This is a genomic window from Streptomyces sp. NPDC001480 (assembly GCF_042894725.1).
Classification (GTDB): domain Bacteria; phylum Actinomycetota; class Actinomycetes; order Streptomycetales; family Streptomycetaceae; genus Streptomyces.
The window spans coordinates 58,340-77,340 of record NZ_JBIAVX010000004.1 but is presented as its reverse complement, the minus strand read 5'-3'; the positions used below and the strand labels follow the sequence as shown (position 1 = coordinate 77,340).

Here is a 19,001-nt window from a genome sequence, read left to right as displayed (position 1 = left end):
CGAGATCGCCGCGCGACACCCCGGTTGCCCAACCGCGGCCGAGACCGGTGCGGCCGGGGATCAGGGACCGTTCGGTCGCAGCAGCGGAAGCATCAGCTGGTCGATCATCTCCTCCAGATCCCGGTCGCTCCATTCGCTTCCGGCAACCTTTGAGCGATACATCATCATCGCCGGAATGGCGTCGAAGACGAAGCTGTTCGCCGCGTCAGGTCGCACCTCACCCCGCTCTATTCCTCGGGTGATGACGTCACGCAGCAGCCTGATCGTCGGCTCTACGACACCGTTGAAGATCACACCATGAAAGCGTTCCGCCTGAACGGGATCGCATTCGTGAATCACAGCGCGTAGTGCGAACCCCGGGCGGGAGAACATGGCGCGGCGGGCCTGGAGGCAGAGCGCGAGCAGATCCTCGCGAACCGTTCCCAGATCAGGCGCCTCCTCGAGGCGCGGCAGTCCGGCCTGGAGCGCGTCCACGACGAGGTCCTCCTTGGACGGCCAGCGGCGGTACACCGCCGCCTTGCCGGTCTGCGCGCCGGCGGCGACACCCTCCATCGTGAGGCCGTTCCAGCCGACCGTACTGAGTTGCTCCAGCGCGGCGTCCAGGATGGCGCGTTCGAGTACGGCGCCGCGCCGGCGGGGGGCGGCCGGCCGGGCAGGAGCGGCCGTCCAGCGCGAGGTAACCATCCGAGTCTCTCCAGGGAGCGGGGTAGCGGGGATTCAGGGCAACAGGGCAGGCGCCGCGCGGCAGCAAGGGGGACGTGACGCGGCGACAAGTTAAGTGAACGCTTGCGTTCTCTATCGGGGACTCACTACCGTTGACCCGACAGTGAACGCGAGCGTTCACTAACGGCTTTGTGGGGGAACCAAGGTGACAACCTCTCAACTGATTCAGGACGACAAGCCCAAAGCGGCCCGCCGGGAGGGGCATCCCGGCATCGCGCTCACCGTCATCGCAGCCTGCCAGCTCATGGTGGTACTCGACGCGACGATTGTGAACATCGCGCTTCCGCACATTCAAGACGCGCTCAAGTTCAGCACCACGGACCTCACCTGGGTGGTCAGCGCCTACACGCTCACCTTCGGCGGTCTGCTGCTGCTCGGCGCTCGCGCCGGTGACATCCTCGGCCGCCGCCGGGTTTTCATGACCGGAATCCTGCTGTTCACCTTCGCGTCGCTGCTCGGGGGTCTCGCGCAGGAACCTTGGCAGCTGCTCGCGGCGCGAGCCCTTCAGGGCATGGGCGGCGCGATCGCGTCGCCCACCTCGCTGGCGCTCATCACCACCACGTTCCCCGAAGGCCCGGAGCGGAACCGGGCGTTCGGTGTGTTCGCCGCGGTCTCCGCGGGTGGTGGCGCCATCGGCCTGCTGGCGGGCGGCATGCTCACCGAATGGCTCGACTGGCGCTGGGTGCTCTTCGTCAACGTGCCGATCGGCGTACTGATCGCCTTCCTGACACCGCTCTACATCAGCGAGTCCGAACGGCACCCCGGGCGCTTCGACATCGCGGGCGCGCTGACCTCCACGGCAGGCATGGCGACGCTCGTCTACGGCTTCATCCGGGCGTCCGAGGAAGGCTGGCGCGACAGCCTGACGCTCGGGTCCTTCGGCGCCGCGGTGGTCCTGCTGCTGGCCTTCGCCTTCACCGAGAGGCGGGCCAAGGAGCCGATCACCCCGCTGAAGATGTTCGCCGACCGCAACCGGTCGGGCACGTATGTGATCATGTTGAGCCTGGCCGCGGCGATGTTCGGCATGTTCTTCTACATCGTCCTGTTCGTCCAGAACGTACTGGGCTACAGCCCGATCAAGGCCGGTGTGGCCTTCCTGCCCGTGACGGTCGCCATCGCCGTCGGCGCGGGGCTGTCGCAGCGTTTCCTTCCCGCCCTCGGCCCCAAGCCGTTCATGACGGTGGGCTCGACGCTCGTGGTGATCGGGCTCGTCTGGCAGACCTTCATCAGCCCCGACAGCTCCTACCTCGGCGGAGTACTCGGACCGATGCTGGTGTTCGGCTTCGGCATGGGCCTGAACTTCGTGACGGTGACGGTCACGGCGGTCTCCGGCGTCGCCCAGCACGAGGCCGGCGCGGCGTCCGGGCTGCTCAACGCCACGCAGCAGGTGGGCGGTTCGCTGGGGTTGTCCATCCTGACCACGGTGTTCGGGTCCGCCAGCAAGGACGAGGCGAAGAAGCAGCTGCCGAAGTTCCTCGCCGACGGCACGTCCCAGCAGCAGGCCGAGTTCGCCAAGACGCATCAGCTGCCCGCCCCTTGGGGACACGAGGTGCTGGCCCACGGCATCTCGACCGCGTTCGTCCCCGCTGCCGCGATGGCCGTACTGGCCCTGGCCACCGCCGGTCTGGTGATCAGGGTGCGCAAGAGCGACCTCGAGGCCCTCGCGGGCAGCGCGGGCCCGGGCATCGGCTGAACCGACCGGGTCCGCGCAAGGCCGCGGATGGCCGACCCGAGCCCGGGCGACAGACGGCAGGGGCGTAGGGCCGGCCATCCGCCTTCCGGCCCGCGACGCCGGCAAGCAGGCGCGGAGACGGGAGATGCGAAGAAGCACGAAAGGGGCCATTACACGTGCGTATGCCACGCCCCCCACCTCCTGCTGCCCAGCGGCCCGGTGGCCGCGCGCCCTCCGCCGTCGCACGGCGCCTGTCCGGACAACGCACTCCGGTCACGCACAGTTCCCATCGAGCACGCAGAGTTTCGGCGTGGCGTCGGGCGAGCCGTGTTCAGGCGCCGTCAGGCGTCACACGGTCGTGGGGGCCCAGTCCGGCAGCGGCTCCGTCCGCTGCGCCCACTCGGCAGGCGGCGTCCCCGCCTTGCCGGCCGCCAGCACACCTCCGACGATGGCGCAGGTGGTGTCCACGTCACCGCCGACCTGGGCGGTGGTCCAGAACGCCGCTTCGTAGTCACCGAGGGACCGGGCGGCCGACCAGAGGGCGAAGGGCACGGTGTCATGGGCGCTGGTTCGCCGGCCACAGCCCAGTACGGCGGCGACGGTGCCGGCGTCGCCGTAGTCGAGCATGTCGCGGGCGCGGCGCAGACCCGCACCGACGGCGCTCTTCGGGACGAGGTCGACGACCGAGTCGAGGAGTGCTTCGGGGCTCGGCGGACCGTCGGGGGCCGCGACCAGGGCGGCGGCCGCGGCGACGGCCATGGCGCCGACCACGGCCTCGCGGTGCTGGTGCGTGGGATACGCGGAGATCTCCGCCTGATGGGTGGCCTGCTCGGGGTCGTCCGCGTACCAGGCACCGAGAGGCGCGATCCGCATCGCCGCGCCGTTGCCCCAGGAGCCCTGTCCTTTGAAGAGCGCGGCGGCCAGCTCTCGCCAGTCCTCGCCTTCCCGGACGAGACGCAGCAATCGGTTGACCGCGGGGCCGTAGCCCCGGTCGAAGTCGTGGTGGTGAGCGAAGGAGTGGGCCAGAGCGTCCTGGTCGATGCGGTGGTGGGCGGCCAGCACGGCCACCACCGAGCAGGCCATTTCCGTGTCGTCGGTCCACTGCCACGGCCCGGCGGGCAGCTCGCGGCGCTTGAGCAGGGGGTAGTGCGCCGGAACGAAGAACTGTGAGCCCAGCGCGTCCCCCACGGCGAGCCCGCGCAGGCTGGCCAGGGCGCGCGCCAGGCGGTCGAGGGGAGAGGAGTCAGCGGTCATCGCCCTGTCACTCTAGCCGTTGATCCAGTACGGCATCGGTTCCCGCCAGCGTTCGAAGGGCCGGTCGAGGGTGTACCTGCCGTCGTCCCCGAGAACGAGCATGCGCATCTCGGCGTTCCCGGGGTTGGACAGCGCCTCGAACTCCGCGACCGGCCAGTGGAACCAGCGCATGCAGAAGAGGCGCATGGCCAGGCCATGGGTCACCAGGAGGACGTTCGGCGGATGGTCGGGGGCCTCGAAGCTGCGGAAGAGGCTCTCCAGGAAGCCGCCGACCCGGTCGTAGACGTCGGCACCGGACTCTCCCTGCGGAAAGCGGAAGAAGAAGTGCCCATAGGCGTCCCGGTAGGCCTTCTGGAGGCGTACGTCGTCGCGGTCCTGCCAGTTTCCCCAGTCCTGCTCACGCAGCCGGGGCTCCTCGCGCACGCGTATGAGGTCCGGGTCGAGATGGAAGGCTCGCAGGGTCTCGTGGGTTCGCCGATAGGGGGACACGTACACGCTCACGCGTTCGCGTCCGAACACCTCGCGGAGTGCCTTTCCGGTCTCTTCCGCCTGCCGCCAGCCCCGCTCGGTGAGCGCGAGAGCGTGGTCGGGCTCCCGCTCGTACACGGAGTCATCAACATTGCCCGTTGACTCCCCGTGTCGGACAAGAACGATGCGCCGTGGTCGTGCCATGCCAAAACCCTAGATCGAATGAGAGCCGGTCGAGCACTCGTACGGGCTCCATACGGCATAGGTCACATGTTTCCCGCACCACGGACCACACAAGCACAGTCGGCTCGGGGTTGCGGGTGTCAAACGGTCCAGCTCGGCTCCAGTTCCACGATGTCACCGGTGAGGGCGGCGATGTCCGCCTCGGTCTGTGCGCGCAGGGCGAGGCGTTCCACACGCTCGGTGCGGTACTTGCCGTGTTCGGCCGCCGATCGCCACATGGACAACACCAGGAACTCCTGCCCCGAAGCCTCACCGAACATGCCGCGGATCATTCCGGGAGAGCCGGCCATCGCCGGGTTCCAGACCTTCTCCTGCATGAGCGTGAAGTGCTCGACGCGTTCCTCGTGGACACGGCACAGGGCCACCCGGATCAGGTCGGTGTCCGTGAACCGTGGTTCGAAGCCGGTCTTCACGTCGAAGCGGTACTCGAACAGTTTGACCTGGATGTCCTTGAAGGTGCCTGACTGCGACGCCGCCAGCCGGTCGTGGGAACGGGCCATGAAGGAGTCGTAGAAGGCACGGCTCTCCCAGAAGGCGAAGATGTGCGCCACGCCGGGCCGCTGTCGACTCCACCCTCCCCCCTGCCCCCGAAATCCCGGCTCCCCCAGAAGCCCCGCCCACTTTCGCTGCCCCCGCTCGAAGCCGCGGCGGTCCACCACGGTGCAGCGAATCCACTTGACCAGCACCGCGCCATGGTAAGGCCACGGGGCGTGGCGTCGGTCACGCTCCGGCGGAGATCGCCCGCGCACGCGCCCCCGCGCCCATGGCACGATGGACAAAGACCTGTCACTGCTCAGGAGTTGAGGCAGTGAAGCCTCCAGGGGGGAAGGGGACGCCCGGTGACCGGCTTCAGCAAGGGGATCCGCAAAGTCGAGGTGGCACTCAAGTGGGACCCGAGTCCGGTGGGGCAGCCGCCCACCGATCTGGACATCGTTGCCGCGCCGTTCCTCGCAGGTGACCCGCACGGCGCTCCGGCGTACGTGGTGCACTTCGACAGCAGGTCCCCCGACGGCACCATCTTCCTCAACCGGGACAGCACCGACGGCAGGGGCTTCGGCTGGGACGAGGTCATGACCCTCGAGCTCGACCGGCTCGACACCCGGTACACGCGCGTGGTGGTCGGTGTGGTCATCCAGCAGCGCCTCGTGGACCGGACCTTCGTCGGGGTCCTGAACCCCGCGGTGCGCATCCGTGAGGGTTACAACGTGCTCGCCGAGGACGACTTCGGCTCGGTACTCGGGGCGACGGCGGCGACGGTGGCGGAGTTCGTGCGCGACGAGTCCGGCGACTGGAACTTCCACCCGGGCGTGCACGGCTTCGAAGACGACCCGGCGACCTTCACCAGATCCATGGGCCGGATGCAACGGTAAGGGGCGCCGGCCCTGGGCCGGCGCCCCTTACCTCAGGCCATGCCTGTCATCAGCTGCAACCGCTGGTCGAGCCGCAGCCCTCGCAGATGTAGCAGGAGCCGGCCCGCTGCATCTTGGTGCCGCAGGAGAAGCACAGCGGGGCGTCCGCCTGGATACCCAGCTGCATCTCCACCAGCTCGGCACTGGTGTGGGCCTGCTTCGGGGCGGGCTTTTCCGCTTCGGAGTCGGCCTTCGGGGTGGCGACGGCCTTCAGCTCCTGGGCGCGCGGCGCCGACTGGGCCAGGCCCTCGACGTCGACCTCGTCCTCGGTGGGCTCGTAGGAGCCCGTCTCGAGGTGACGCTGGCGCTCCTCGGCGGAGTGGATGCCGAGCGCGGAGCGCGTCTCGAAGGGCAGGAAGTCCAGCGCCAGGCGGCGGAAGATGTAGTCGACGATCGACTGGGCCATCCGCACGTCCGGGTCGTCCGTCATGCCGGCCGGCTCGAAGCGCATGTTGGTGAACTTCGAGACGTACGTCTCCAGCGGCACGCCGTACTGGAGGCCGACCGAGACGGCGATGGAGAAGGCGTCCATCATGCCCGCGAGGGTCGATCCCTGCTTGGACATCTTCAGGAAGACCTCGCCGAGACCGTCGTCCGGGTAGGAGTTGGCGGTCATGTAGCCCTCGGCGCCGCCGACGGTGAAGGAGGTGGTGATGCCGGGACGTCCCTTGGGGAGGCGCTTGCGGACCGGGCGGTACTCGACGACCTTCTCGACCGCCTCGCGGATGGTGGCCTCGGCCTTCTCCGTGACCTCGGCCTTCTCCTTCTCCTTGGTCTTGGCGGAGAGCGGCTGGCCGACCTTGCAGTTGTCGCGGTAGATGGCGAGGGCCTTGATACCCATCTTCCAGGCCTCGAAGTAGATCTCCTCGACCTCCTCGACGGTCGCCGACTCCGGCATGTTGACCGTCTTGGACAGGGCGCCGGAGATCCACGGCTGGATCGCGGCCATCATGCGGACGTGGCCCATGGGGGAGATGGCGCGCTCGCCCATGGCGCAGTCGAACACCTCGTAGTGCTCGGGCTTGAGGCCGGGCGCGTCGATCACATTGCCGTGCTCGGCGATGTGGGCGACGATCGCCTCGATCTGCTCCTCCTGGTACCCCAGGCGGCGCAGTGCCTGCGGGACGGTGCCGTTGACGATCTGCATCGAGCCGCCGCCGACCAGCTTCTTGAACTTGACCAGGGCGAGGTCGGGCTCGAGGCCGGTGGTGTCGCAGGACATCGCGAGACCGATGGTGCCGGTCGGGGCGATGACGGACGCCTGGGAGTTACGGAAACCGTTCTGCTCGCCGATGCGCAGGACGTCCTGCCAGGCCTCCGTGGCCGCGGCCCAGACCGGGGTGTCCAGGTCGTCCATGCGGACGGCCACGGCGTTGGCGTCGGCGTGCTGCTTCATGACGCGCTTGTGGGCGTCGGCGTTGCGGGCATAGCCGTCGTACGGACCGACGACCGCGGCGAGTTCGGCGGAGCGCTTGTAGGCGGTGGCGTTCATGAGGGAGGTGACCGCACCGGCCAGCGCGCGGCCGCCGTCGGAGTCGTAGGCGTGGCCCGTGGCCATCAGCAGGGCGCCGAGGTTGGCGTAGCCGATGCCGAGCTGGCGGAACGCGCGCGTGTTCTCGCCGATCTTCTGGGTCGGGAAGTCGGCGAAGCAGATGGAGATGTCCATCGCCGTGATGACGAGCTCGACGACCTTGGCGAAGCGCTCGACCTCGAAGGACTGGTTGCCCAGGCCGTCGTCCTTGAGGAACTTCATGAGGTTCAGCGAGGCGAGGTTGCAGGACGTGTTGTCCAGGTGCATGTACTCGCTGCACGGGTTCGAGCCGTTGATACGGCCGGACTCCGGGCAGGTGTGCCAGTGGTTGATGGTGTCGTCGTACTGGATGCCCGGGTCGGCGCAGGCCCAGGCGGCCTCGGCCATCTTGCGGAAGAGGGACTTGGCGTCGACCTCCTCGATGACCTCACCGGTCATCCGGGCGCGCAGGCCGAAGGTGCTGCCCTGCTCGACCGCCTTCATGAACTCGTCGTTGACCCGGACGGAGTTGTTGGCGTTCTGGTACTGGACGGAGGTGATGTCCTCGCCACCGAGGTCCATGTCGAAGCCCGCGTCGCGGAGGGCGCGGATCTTCTCCTCCTCCTTGACCTTGGTCTCGATGAAGTCCTCGATGTCGGGGTGGTCGACGTCCAGGATGACCATCTTGGCGGCGCGGCGGGTGGCGCCACCGGACTTGATCGTTCCTGCGGAGGCGTCGGCACCACGCATGAAGGAGACGGGACCGGAGGCGTTGCCGCCGGAGGACAGCAGTTCCTTGGAGGAGCGGATCCGGGAGAGGTTCAGGCCGGCCCCGGAGCCGCCCTTGAAGATCATGCCCTCTTCCTTGTACCAGTCGAGGATCGACTCCATGGAGTCGTCGACGGACAGGATGAAGCAGGCGGACACCTGCTGGGGCTGCGGGGTGCCGACGTTGAACCAGACGGGGCTGTTGAAGCTGAAGATCTGGTGCAGGAGGGCGTACGCCAGCTCGTGCTCGAAGATCTCGGCGTCGGCGGGCGAGGCGAAGTACTTGTGGTCCTCGCCGGCCTTCCGGTACGTCTTCACGATGCGGTCGATCAGCTGCTTGAGGCTGACCTCGCGCTGCGGGGTGCCCACGGCACCGCGGAAGTACTTGCTGGTGACGATGTTGACCGCGTTCACGGACCAGAAGTCCGGGAACTCGACGCCACGCTGCTCGAAATTGACCGAGCCGTCGCGCCAGTTGGTCATGACGACGTCACGGCGCTCCCAGCTCACCTCGTCGTACGGGTGCACTCCGGGGGTGGTGTGGATGCGCTCGATACGCAGCCCCTTGGTGGCCTTGGCGCCCTTGGATCGGGAACCTCGTGCCGGACCGCTCGCCGTCTCTGTCATGCCGCCTCCCTGTACGGGCGAAAACGCCCTGAAATGCCACGATGTTCCCGTGGCACGGTGTTCTGTCTTGTGTTGCGGACACCCTCACGCTGTCGCCCGCAACAGGTCTGTGGTCGCCGCCGTCCTGCCGGAACCGGTGTCTCCGCCCTGTTCCGGCCCGCCGGTCAGTCGGCAACGTGGGCGGGCACGGGGACATGGGCAGTCCCTGCGCGCCCGCGGTCGTCTTCCTTGCTCCCCGCTCCCGCGTCTTCGTCGTCCGCGGCGGGGCCTCGCGTCGCCTCCCTGAGTTCCGCGATGGCGGCCTCGAAGTCCTCGAGCGAGTCGAATGCCCGGTAGACGGAGGCGAATCGCAGATAAGCGACGAGGTCGAGCTCCTGCAACGGGCCGAGTATGGCCAGCCCCACGTCATGGGTGGTCAGCTCGGCGCTTCCGGTGGCCCGCACCGCCTCCTCGACCCGCTGGCCGAGCTGGGCGAGTGCGTCCTCGGTGACAGGCCGTCCCTGACATGCCTTGCGCACGCCGTTGATGACCTTGGTACGGCTGAAAGGCTCGGTGACTCCGGACCGCTTGACCACCATGAGCGAGCACGTCTCCACGGTCGTGAAACGACGGGAGCAGTCAGGGCACTGGCGGCGCCTGCGGATCGACGTGCCGTCGTCGGTCGTACGACTGTCGACCACGCGGCTGTCGGGGTGCCTGCAGAAGGGGCAGTGCATGATCTCCAACCCTCCTCACAGCAGACTGAACAGCCCCAGAAGACCTCATGGGCCTCTCGGAGCAGCCACAAGCATAGGGGATCACAGAAGCACCACCGACCCCGGGGACCACAACTTGTGGGTAGCTGTAGCAATCCAACCACTACATGTAGGGCTTGGCTCATACACCAACACGCGCGCGTGTCGCAGACGCACCGCGGGTGCGGATACGGAGATACCGTGGGCGCGGCACGGAGGACACGTAGGACTCCGGCACAGAAGGGGTCCGGTACCGGGTTGACGGGCTTCCGGATGGCAGACTGGGGACGCAACCCACGAGGTCGTCACCCCGGCGGTGAAGAGTACAACAATGAGCCCTTTTGTCCGCCAGGTGCCGCGTTGGCTATACACCTACACACACGATCGCGTCAGGTGAATCACGTTTTTTCACTCGAACGTGTGTTTGGCGCAACCTTTCGAAAGCAACTACCGTTGTGCAGCAGGGAGACCATCGAGAGGGGCCGACGTGACCACCACCGCAGACAGTGCCACCATCACCGCCCAGGACCGCTCCCAGGGCCGACTCGAGCCGGTGCACGCGATGAACGAAGCCACGAATCCCGAGGGACACAAGCGCTCCCTACCGGGCCGACCTCCAGGCATCCGGGCGGACAGCTCCGGACTCACCGACCGGCAACGCCGGGTGATCGAGGTCATCAGGGACTCCGTACAGCGGCGGGGCTACCCGCCGTCGATGCGGGAGATCGGCCAGGCCGTCGGCCTCTCCAGCACATCCTCGGTCGCGCACCAGTTGATGGCGCTGGAACGCAAGGGCTTCCTGCGCCGTGACCCGCACCGCCCGCGCGCGTACGAGGTACGCGGCTCCGACCAGGCGGTGACGGTCCAGCCCACCGACACCGCGGGCAAGCCGGCCGCGTCGTACGTCCCACTGGTCGGCCGTATCGCCGCCGGTGGCCCGATCCTCGCCGAGGAGTCGGTCGAGGACGTCTTCCCGCTGCCCCGGCAGCTGGTCGGCGACGGCGAGCTCTTCGTCCTCAAGGTGGTCGGCGACTCCATGATCGAGGCCGCGATCTGCGACGGCGACTGGGTCACCGTCCGCCGCCAGCCGGTCGCCGAGAACGGCGACATCGTGGCGGCCATGCTCGACGGCGAGGCCACCGTCAAGCGCTTCAAGCGCGAGGACGGCCACGTCTGGCTCCTGCCCCACAACTCGGCCTACGAGCCGATCCCCGGTGACGACGCCACCATCCTGGGCAAGGTCGTCGCGGTGCTGCGGCGCGTGTGACGGCCGCGGCGGACGGCCGAAGACGGCTCGTCCACTGACCGGGCCCCGGAACCCCTGCGCCGGTTCCGGGGCCCTGTGCTGTGCGGACTGAGGGCGCGGTGCCGGGCGGATCGCGGTGCCTGCGGCAGGGTGGCCCGTCCCGGCAGGGGGACGCGCCACCCGCGATCAGCTCGCCTCCGCCTGCTTCGCCGCCGCGTCGATGGCGGCCAGCGACTTCCGGACCTGATTGCGGTCCGTGGTGTACCAGAAGTCGGGCAGGGACGTCTTGAGATAACCGCCGTACCGCGCGGTGGCCAGCCGCTGGTCCAGTACGGCCACCACGCCCCGGTCCCCCGACGCCCGTACGAGACGGCCGGCACCCTGAGCCATGAGGAGCGCGGCGTGCGTGGCGGCGACCGCCATGAAACCGTTGCCGCCGGCGTCCTCCACCGCCTTCTGGCGGGCGCTCATCAACGGGTCGTCGGGGCGCGGGAACGGGATCTTGTCCATCACGACCAGCTGACAGCTGGGGCCGGGGACGTCGACGCCCTGCCACAGCGACAGCGTGCCGAAGAGACACGTCTTCGGATCCGCCGCGAAGTTCTTGATCAGTTCGCCGAGGGTCTCCTCTCCCTGGAGCAGGATCGGGAACTGCGGGATGCGGGAACGGAGCTCATCCGCGGCGAGCTGTGCGGCGCGCATCGAGGAGAACAAGCCGAGTGTGCGGCCACCGGCGGCCTCGATGAGCTCGGTCAGCTCGTCGAGCATGTCGACACGGTCGCCGTCCCGCGCGGGACGGGCCAGGTGCTTGGCGACGTACAGGATGCCCTGCTTGCGGTAGTCGAAGGGCGAGCCGACGTCGACGCCTTTCCACTGGGGGATGTCCTCGCCCTCCGTGCCCTCGGGGGCAAGCCCCACCGAGGCTCCGACGCCGTTGAAGTCACCGCCGAGCTTGAGCGTCGCGGAGGTGAGGACGACGGAGCGGTCCGCGAAGAGCTTCTCCCTGAGGAGGCCGGAGACGGACATGGGGGCGACACGCAGGGAGGCACCGAAACGGTCGTGGCGCTCGTACCAGACGACGTCCCACTCGGAGCCGTTGACGACGCGCTCGGCCACGTCGTGCACGGTCTCCACGGAGGCGAGGGCCTGCTTGCGGACCGCGTCCTCGTCCTGGACCGACTTGTCGCGGGTCGCGCCGATCGCCGAGATGACCGTGCGCGCAGCGTCCCGCAGGGCCATCAGGGCGTAGCCGAGGTCCTCCGGGATCTCCTCCAGGCGGCCCGGCAGAGCGAGTTCCATCAGCCGCTCGAAGCCCTCGGCCGCGGTCTGCAGTTGGTCGGCGGCCTTCTCGTTGACCAGCTTGGCGGCGCGGCGCACCGCGCGGTTGACCTGGCCGGGCGTGAGCTCGCCCGTCGCGACACCGGTGACGCGCGAGACCAGCTCGTGCGCCTCGTCCACGATCAGCACCTCGTGCTGCGGAAGCACGGGCGCGCCCTCGATCGCGTCGATGGCGAGCAGAGCGTGGTTGGTGACGACGACCTCGGCGAGCTTGGCCCGTTCGCGGGCCATCTCGGCGAAGCACTCGGCGCCGTACGCGCACTTCGACGCGCCCAGGCACTCCCGGGAGGACACCGACACCTGGGACCATGCGCGGTCCGAGACGCCTGGAGTGAGGTCGTCCCGGTCGCCCGTCTCGGTCTCGTCCGACCAGTCACGCAGCCGCAGCAGGTCCTGGCCCAGTTTGCTGGTCGGAGCGGCGGCCTCGAACTGGTCGAACAGGCCCTCCTCCTCGTCCTGTGGCATGCCCTCGTGCAGACGGTGCAGGCACAGGTAGTTCGACCGGCCCTTGAGCATGGCGAAGTCCGGGCGGCGGCGCAGCAGCGGGTGCAGCGCATCCACCGTGCGTGGCAGGTCGCGCTCCACGAGCTGGCGTTGCAGGGCCAGGGTGGCGGTCGCCACGACGACGCGCTCCCCGTGCGCGAGCGCCGGCACGAGGTAGCCCAGCGACTTTCCGGTGCCGGTGCCGGCCTGGACCAGCAGGTGGGATCCGTCGTCGATCGCTTCGGCGACCGCTTCGGCCATGGTGACCTGGCCGGGGCGCTCCGTGCCGCCGACGGCTGCGACAGCCGCGTGCAGGAGTTCGGGGAGAGAGGACTTCGTCATAGCGCGTCAACCCTACGGCCCAGCGCTGACAATCGGGCGATCAAGTCCGGAACCGGGGGTGGGAACGCGGGGACGCGGGGCGGGATCAAGAAATTTCCAATTCGTCCGGCCGGCTGGGAACCGGGTCGGCTCGGGCTTCGTTCCACCTGTGACGGCGTCATCACGCAGTGCTACATCAGATGGCGCAGGGTCCGGTCCCGGAGCATGAGGGCGGCCCGCTTGGCGGGCAGGTCGACCTCGGCGCCGAACCGGAAACCGGCGCTCAGGAAAGCGGCAACGGAGGGGGTGTTGCGAAGGTCGGGTTCCGCGACGACGCGAGCGCAGGCCGGACGGTGGTCCAGGACCAGGTCGGCGACCGATCTGAGCAGGGCCGAGCCGAGGCCCTGCCCGCGGTCGGCGACCGCGCCGATGAGGAGATGGATCCCGGTGTCGTGCGGGCGGGCCGGGTAGTGGCGGGCCAGCGGGTCCAGGTCGGCCCGGTACACCTCCCAGTAGCTCATCGGGGTGCCGTCCAGCATCCCGACGCAGGGGACGCTGCGTCCGTCGCCGTCCAGTTGGGCGCGCACGTGTTCCTCGGTCCGCGTGGGGGAACCGGCCAGCCCCCAGAACGCGGAGACGGCGGGATCGTTCATCCAGCGGCTGATGAGCGGCAGGTCACGCTCGACTCGGACCCGGGCCAGCTCGAACGTGCCTACGGGTGTGGCGACGGGGCCCCAGCCTCCGGCTCCGTCGAGCAGGTCGTCGGTGGACGCGGACTGCGCGCCGGTCTGCATTGTGCCGCCGAGTGCGTGCCCTCCGGCAGGCGCACAGCCACCGCAGGGTGCGGTGCCGGCCGTCTCCGCGGTGAAGAGAGTGACGAATTCGTCGGGCAGCCGCAGCTCCAGTGTGTCCTCGCCGTCGCCGCCCGGATCCGCGCAGTCCGGGTGGTGGACGGGTGCGGGAACGGGTCCGGCGTCGGTGCTCGCGTCGATGGGAGGCACGGCGCGCTCCTCTCAGGAGACGGGGTGGGTCATGTTCCTCGGTTGTGGATGAAGTCGGTGCTGTCCTGCTGTCGTGCTGTGGGTTCAGGGGTGGAGGGGGTTGGCGATGGTGACGTAGACGGACTGGGTGTCGACCGGGCCGACCAGCTCGTCGAGGCCGTGCAGCCGGGTCAGCAGGTTGGCCTTGCAGCGCAGGACGGGCGAGTCGAGCAGAAGGGCCGGCAGGGCGGTTCGCAGTGGGGCGGGGCCGGAGGCCACGTCGGCAAGGAACCGGCGGAAGGCGGCGAGCAGCAGGTGTTCGTCCGAGAGGTGCTGTGATCCGAAGGCGCCGATGAGGCCGAGTACGTTGTTGATGGCGAGGTAGTACGCGAAGCGTTCGTCGGTGACCTCGTCGGAGACGAAGGTGTCGCTGTGCACGCCGATTCCGGGCAGGCGCGCGTCGAGTTCGGCGCGCCGGGACTCGCGGAAGTAGTAGCCCTGGTTGTCGCGGTAGCGGCCGCCCGCCGGCCAGCCGTCGCCGTCCAGGAGGAGCAAGGTGTTCTGCTGGTGGGCCTCGAGGGCGATGCCCGCCTCGCTGTCCAGCCACAGGACGGGCCGCACGACCTGCTCCAGGTAGCGCAGGAACCACTCGGCGGCGACGGCGCTACGGGGGCGGCCCGTGCGCTCGGCGAGCCGTGTGACGACAACGGCCAGCCGGGAGCGGAGGGGCCGCGTCCCGGCGCTCGAGGGGTCGTCGCCGGTGGCCGGGTGGGCGTCGGGCCGGGGTGAGACGAGTCCGGCGACGCAGGAGACGTCGTCGGACGGGGTGAACGGGTTGTGCCGGATCACCACGTCGAGCCCGGGCACGGGCCGGCCGTGCGGGTCGTCGACGGCCAGCCATGCCGGGTCGCGGACGATGTCGAAGCCCGGGTGAGCGGCCTGCCATTGCCGGGACAGGCCGCCGCGCAGCAGGCGGTGCACCTCGACGCCGCGGTGGAGTTCCTTGCGGAGGTTCTCGCGGCGGGAGTTGGTGATCCGCAGGCCGAGGGACAGCTTGAGCATGGCGGCGGCGCCGGACTGGTGGACGGTCCGTACGGAGGAGGTGGGGTGCCAGGGGGATCCGTGGGTGCCGAGCGGTCTGAGCAGGCCGGCGTCGAGGAGGGCCGCGGTCGAGTCGCGGTGTCGGACCTCGCGCCACTGCCAGGGGTGCACGGGCAGGGCGGCGTATCCGTCGGGCAGGGGCAGCCCCTGGCCGACGAGCCGGGACGTGAGCCGGTGGGCCGGCACCGGTCGGCCGCTTTCGGTCCAGGCCGAGTCGGTTGCGAGCAGCGAGGGGTCGACGGCGATCCAGTACAGGGGGAAGGAGCCGCGTAGTTCGGGTGAGTAGAGGAGTGCTTCGGAGTCGGTCAGGCCCTCACGGCTCTTCGGGGTCGGGTGGAAAGGGTGGCCGAGCAGCAGCGCCTGTTCGGCGGCCAGGAAGCGGTCGGGGCCGTCGGCGGGGCGTGCCTGCCGGTCGCTGATGAAGGTGACGGTGCGGCGGAGGGAGTCTGCCACGCGTGCGACGAGGTCACCGCCGTCGGCGGCCAGGGCGTCCGGGCCCGCGTCGGTGCCGTCGGTTCGCCCGTGTGTCTCCCGGCTGATCAGGGCCGCGAGCGTCACCGCGTCGAGCGGTGGGGCGCTCTCGGGGGCGTCGGCGAACCGGGGCGGTCCGAAGCGGTGCCAGCCGGTCGGGGACCAGTGGTGGACCTGGGTGATCACAGCGGTGCCGCTGGCGGGGAACGGGATGCGCAGAGCGCCGGTGTCCGGTGCCAAGTGGTCCGTCTCGCGTACCCAGCAGCGGAGCAGGTTTTCCACGGCGGCGGCCTGCGCGGCGGTGTGCGGGTCGGGGTGGTCCAGAAGATCGGGGTGATCGGGGTGGTCCGGAGGATCGGCGGTGACGACGCGCGCCGGTTCGGTTTCCGGTGATCGCGATGTCAGAGGGGGCACCGATTCGGCGGCCGGTTCGGCTGGGGGTGGTACGGGTGGAGAAGGGAGGCGGTGGGCATGGGGGTGGGGGACGTGGGCACGGCCGTTCGGTGCCGGGGTGGCGTTCAAGTCTGGTCCTCCGGGGTTAGTGCGAGGGGGGCGCTCGGCGGCGCGGTGGGCGGAGGGGTGTGCCTCAGGTCCGGGTCCTGGCGGCTCCGGCGGTACGGGAGAGTCCGCGGGACACGGCCGCGACCGCGTCGGCGAGGCGGTCGAGTACGGCGGCGGCCTGCTCGTCGCTGATCGTCAGGGGCGGCAGGAGTCGTACGACGCTGGAGTGACGGCCGCCGAGTTCGACGATCAGGCCGCGGCGCAGGCACTCTCGCTGGACGGCGGCGGCGAGCTCGGGGGCTGCGGGGCGCGGGCTGCCGGGACTCCGTGGTCCGGCGGCAGGCTCTGTCGGACCGCCTGCCGGACCGGGACCCGGGCCCGGCACCGGAGGGACTTCGCCCTGCCCGTACGCGTCCGTCGCTCCGCCCGCCCGCACGCCCGCCTGACCCTCTCCTTCCGGATCCACCACTTCGACGCCGATCATCAGCCCCCGGCCCCGCACATCACCGACGCAGGAGAACTCCTGCTTGAAGTAGCGCAGTTGGGACAGCATGCGCGAGCCGAGCACGGCGGCGCGTTCGGCGAGTCGGTTCTCGCGGACGTGGGCGAGTGTGGCCGTGCCCGCGGCCATGGCGAGCTGGTTGCCGCGGAAGGTGCCCGCGTGGGCGCCCGGTTCCCACACGTCGAGGTCGTCGCGGTAGATGATCACGGCGAGGGGAAGGCTGCCGCCGATGGCCTTGGAGAGGACCATCACGTCGGGCGTGACACCGCTGTGCTCCACCGCCCAGAAGGTGCCCGTCCGTCCGACTCCCGTCTGGACCTCGTCGGCGATCAGCGGGACGGACCGGGTGGCCGTGATCTGCCGCATGCGCCGCATCCAGTCGTCCGGGGCGGGAATCACTCCGCCCTCGCCCTGGACCGGTTCGAGGATCATCCCGGCGGGCAGTGGCACGCCCGACTTGGGGTCGTCGAGGACGGATTCGGTCCAGCGTGCGGCGAGTTCGGCGCCGCGCGGGCCGCCCACGCCGAACGGGCAGCGGTAGTCCTGCGGATAGGGCAGGCGGGCGACCCGTACGTCGCAGGCGCCCCCGGACGCGGCCAAGGCGCCGGCGGTCATGCCGTGGTAGGCGCCGGTGAAGGCCAGCATGCCGGAGCGGCCGGTCGCGGCGCGCACCAGCTTGAACGCGGCCTCCACGGCGTCCGTACCCGCGGGGCCGCAGAACTGCACGCGGGCCCGGTCCGCGAGACCGGGCGGCAGGGTGTGGAACAGCTCGGTGATGAAGGCGTCCTTGACCGGGGTAGCCAGGTCGAGGACGGACAGCGGGGCGCCCGAGTCGAGGACCTTGCGGATCGCTTCCAGGACGACCGGGTGGTTGTGGCCGAGGGCGAGGGTTCCCGCACCGGAGAGGCAGTCCAGGTAGCGGCGGCCGTCGGCGCCCTCGATGGTCAGGCCGCGCGCCCGGACCGGCACGATGGGGAGGGCGCGGGCGTAGGTGCGCGCCGCGGACTCGCGCGCCGACTGACGCCGCAGGATCCCCTCGTGCGCTCCGCACGCTCCCCCGGACACCGATTCCGTCACGGCCACGGCCTTGTCCTCCCGCTGTCCAGAGGCGACTTGCTCCCTCAAGGGGACCGCGCACAGGCAGCAGGCCCCCCACCGCTACCAACCTCCGACCGGCCCCCCGGTTACGGGTTGCTTCAAGATCCTTACCGTGACGGAACCGTTGCCGTTCCGTCGGAAGTCCCCCACAGCGAGCGCATAGTGTGTGATGCCGTTCCCAGACGTCCGTGAGACCGGCGTGAACTCCCCATGAGTTCCGCCGCGTCACGCGGGCACAGCGCCGAGTTCCTTTACAGCAGGGGGAGTCAAGACCATGCGATCCATACGGCCGTCGTCCACCGTCCGACGAGGGAGGGGCGGGCCCCGCAGAACCTCCCCCGTGCTGGCGGCCGTCGCCCTCGCCTCGGCGCTCGCGCTGACCGCCACCGCCTGCAACGGTGACGACAACGCCGACAGCAAGCCGACCGCCGTCGCGACCAGCGGCGACGGAAAGATCAAGATCCCGGACGACATCAAGAACAGGCTCAAAGAGCACGGGATCGACATCGACAAGTGGAAGCACGGCGCCTGGAAGAACTGGAACAAGGACGACTGGCTGCGCGAGGCCAACGACTTCATCAACCCGATCATCAAGGGCCTGTGGGACCCGGACCGCATGCGGGACGCCAACGACCCGGACAAGGGTGTCGACGACAACGACATCTCCGGTGACCAGGGCGTGACGGATCCGACGCCGGCTCCGGTCAAGGCACAGGCGGTGCGGGCGCCGTACCACGCCAACGCGGCCACGGCCGGCAAGGTCTTCTTCGACTCCCCCGAGGGCACGATGGTGTGCTCGGCCACGGTCGTGGAGGACCCGGCGCACCCGGGCAAGTCCAACCTCATCTGGACGGCGGGCCACTGTGTGCACGCCGGCAAGAACGGCGGCTGGTACCGCAACATCGCCTTTGTGCCGTCGTACAACAACACCGGCATGACGGCCAAGCAGTTGGAGAGCGCCGGCAGGGACCAGGTCGCGCCGTACGGGGTGTGGTGGGCCGATGCGGCGCAGACCTCCCAGCAGTGGATCGCGCAGGGCGGTGAGACCGGCGGGAACGGCGCTTCGTACGACTTCGCCGTCATCCACGTCACTCCGGAACAGGGCAACGGCGGCAAGTCGCTGGAGGAGACGGTCGGTTCGGCGCTCCCGGTGAACTTCAACGCGCCGGCGGTGCCGAAGGTGCAGAGCATCACGGCGACCGGCTACCCGGCGGCGGCGCCGTACGACGGCCGGCTCGCGTACCAGTGCCAGGACAAGCCGGGACGGCTGTCGATCCAGAAGTCGGACCCGACGATGTACCGCATCGGGTGCACGATGACGGGTGGTTCGTCCGGCGGCGGCTGGGTGGAGACGGGCTCGGACGGCAAGCCGGCGCTGGTCTCCAACACCTCCATCGGCCCGGTGTCCTCGGGCTGGCTGGCGGGTCCGCGGCTGGGTGACGTGGCCGAGGGCGTGTACAGCAAGGTCAGCAAGCAGTTCGCGGGCCGGTAGGGCTCAGCGGGCCGGCCTGACGCCGGTGCGCGAAAGGCCCGCCCCCGCGGCAAGCGGGGG

Annotated in this window: 13 protein-coding genes and 1 pseudogene; 4 read left to right on the top strand and 10 right to left on the bottom strand. The window is 69.7% G+C overall.

Annotation, left to right across the window (positions count from 1 at the left end; all coding sequences use genetic code 11):
• Positions 1-60: 60 nt before the first annotated feature.
• A complete protein-coding gene (locus ACFY01_RS10715) occupies positions 61-684 on the bottom strand; it encodes a TetR/AcrR family transcriptional regulator (protein WP_390735335.1) in 624 nt (207 codons plus the stop codon).
• Between the two features lie 184 nt (positions 685-868).
• Here ACFY01_RS10715 and ACFY01_RS10710 point away from each other — a divergent pair, with 184 nt between their 5' ends.
• Positions 869-2,416, top strand: a complete 1,548-nt coding sequence (locus ACFY01_RS10710) for an MFS transporter (protein WP_390735334.1) — start codon at positions 869-871, stop codon at positions 2,414-2,416.
• Between the two features lie 327 nt (positions 2,417-2,743).
• Here ACFY01_RS10710 and ACFY01_RS10705 read toward each other — a convergent pair whose 3' ends face one another.
• The 3 genes from ACFY01_RS10705 to ACFY01_RS10695 form a co-directional block, all read right to left on the bottom strand.
• The gene (locus ACFY01_RS10705; RefSeq protein ID WP_390735333.1) at positions 2,744-3,649 is read right to left on the bottom strand and encodes an ADP-ribosylglycohydrolase family protein; all 906 of its coding nucleotides are present in this window, start codon (positions 3,647-3,649) and stop codon (positions 2,744-2,746) included.
• A gap of 12 nt (positions 3,650-3,661) precedes the next feature.
• The gene (locus ACFY01_RS10700) at positions 3,662-4,321 is read right to left on the bottom strand and encodes a histidine phosphatase family protein (RefSeq protein ID WP_390735332.1); all 660 of its coding nucleotides are present in this window, start codon (positions 4,319-4,321) and stop codon (positions 3,662-3,664) included.
• A 119-nt stretch (positions 4,322-4,440) separates the two neighbouring features.
• Positions 4,441-5,046: a YdbC family protein gene (locus tag ACFY01_RS10695; RefSeq protein WP_390735331.1), complete on the bottom strand. Its 606-nt coding sequence runs from the start codon at positions 5,044-5,046 to the stop codon at positions 4,441-4,443.
• A gap of 135 nt (positions 5,047-5,181) precedes the next feature.
• On the opposite strand from ACFY01_RS10695, the pseudogene ACFY01_RS10690 reads away from it, so the two are divergent.
• A pseudogene (locus ACFY01_RS10690) lies at positions 5,182-5,730 on the top strand (TerD family protein); the annotation flags it as partial.
• Positions 5,731-5,779: 49 nt separating this feature from the next.
• Here the strand turns inward: ACFY01_RS10690 and ACFY01_RS10685 are convergent.
• A complete protein-coding gene (locus ACFY01_RS10685) occupies positions 5,780-8,674 on the bottom strand; it encodes a vitamin B12-dependent ribonucleotide reductase (RefSeq protein WP_390735330.1) in 2,895 nt (964 codons plus the stop codon).
• Positions 8,675-8,838: 164 nt separating this feature from the next.
• Positions 8,839-9,390, bottom strand: coding sequence for a transcriptional regulator NrdR (gene nrdR, locus ACFY01_RS10680; RefSeq protein ID WP_390735329.1), 552 nt, complete (start codon positions 9,388-9,390; stop codon positions 8,839-8,841).
• A 505-nt stretch (positions 9,391-9,895) separates the two neighbouring features.
• Here nrdR and lexA point away from each other — a divergent pair.
• Positions 9,896-10,675 carry a transcriptional repressor LexA gene (lexA, locus tag ACFY01_RS10675; RefSeq protein ID WP_235460597.1) on the top strand — a complete coding sequence of 260 codons (780 nt, stop codon included), beginning with the start codon at positions 9,896-9,898 and terminating at the stop codon, positions 10,673-10,675.
• Positions 10,676-10,840: 165 nt separating this feature from the next.
• Here lexA and ACFY01_RS10670 read toward each other — a convergent pair whose 3' ends face one another.
• From ACFY01_RS10670 to ACFY01_RS10655, 4 genes are all read right to left on the bottom strand, one after another.
• Positions 10,841-12,817 (bottom strand): ATP-dependent DNA helicase, encoded by a 1,977-nt coding sequence (locus ACFY01_RS10670; protein WP_390735328.1) that lies wholly within the window; start codon positions 12,815-12,817, stop codon positions 10,841-10,843.
• Between the two features lie 170 nt (positions 12,818-12,987).
• Positions 12,988-13,797: a GNAT family N-acetyltransferase gene (locus ACFY01_RS10665; RefSeq protein WP_390735327.1), complete on the bottom strand. Its 810-nt coding sequence runs from the start codon at positions 13,795-13,797 to the stop codon at positions 12,988-12,990.
• 84 nt (positions 13,798-13,881) lie between these two features.
• Positions 13,882-15,870, bottom strand: a complete 1,989-nt coding sequence (locus ACFY01_RS10660; RefSeq protein WP_390735326.1) for an IucA/IucC family protein — start codon at positions 15,868-15,870, stop codon at positions 13,882-13,884.
• 64 nt (positions 15,871-15,934) lie between these two features.
• Entirely contained in the window at positions 15,935-17,434 is a 1,500-nt protein-coding gene (locus ACFY01_RS10655) for a diaminobutyrate--2-oxoglutarate transaminase family protein (RefSeq protein ID WP_390735325.1), read from the bottom strand.
• A 289-nt stretch (positions 17,435-17,723) separates the two neighbouring features.
• On the opposite strand from ACFY01_RS10655, the gene ACFY01_RS10650 reads away from it, so the two are divergent.
• On the top strand, positions 17,724-18,941 hold the full coding sequence (locus ACFY01_RS10650) for a trypsin-like serine peptidase (protein ID WP_390735324.1): 1,218 nt from the start codon (positions 17,724-17,726) through the stop codon (positions 18,939-18,941).
• Positions 18,942-19,001 lie beyond the last annotated feature (60 nt).

Bases quoted from the DNA above. Each gene is read 5' to 3' on its own strand.
- ACFY01_RS10700 (WP_390735332.1), bottom strand. From the start codon at position 4,321: ATGGCACGACCACGGCGCATCGTTCTTGTCCGACACGGGGAGTCAACG.
- ACFY01_RS10670 (WP_390735328.1), bottom strand. From the start codon at position 12,817: ATGACGAAGTCCTCTCTCCCCGAACTCCTGCACGCGGCTGTCGCAGCC.
- ACFY01_RS10715 (WP_390735335.1), bottom strand. From the start codon at position 684: ATGGTTACCTCGCGCTGGACGGCCGCTCCTGCCCGGCCGGCCGCCCCC.
- ACFY01_RS10650 (WP_390735324.1), top strand. From the start codon at position 17,724: ATGCGATCCATACGGCCGTCGTCCACCGTCCGACGAGGGAGGGGCGGG.
- ACFY01_RS10705 (WP_390735333.1), bottom strand. From the start codon at position 3,649: ATGACCGCTGACTCCTCTCCCCTCGACCGCCTGGCGCGCGCCCTGGCC.
- nrdR (WP_390735329.1), bottom strand. From the start codon at position 9,390: ATGCACTGCCCCTTCTGCAGGCACCCCGACAGCCGCGTGGTCGACAGT.
- ACFY01_RS10685 (WP_390735330.1), bottom strand. From the start codon at position 8,674: ATGACAGAGACGGCGAGCGGTCCGGCACGAGGTTCCCGATCCAAGGGC.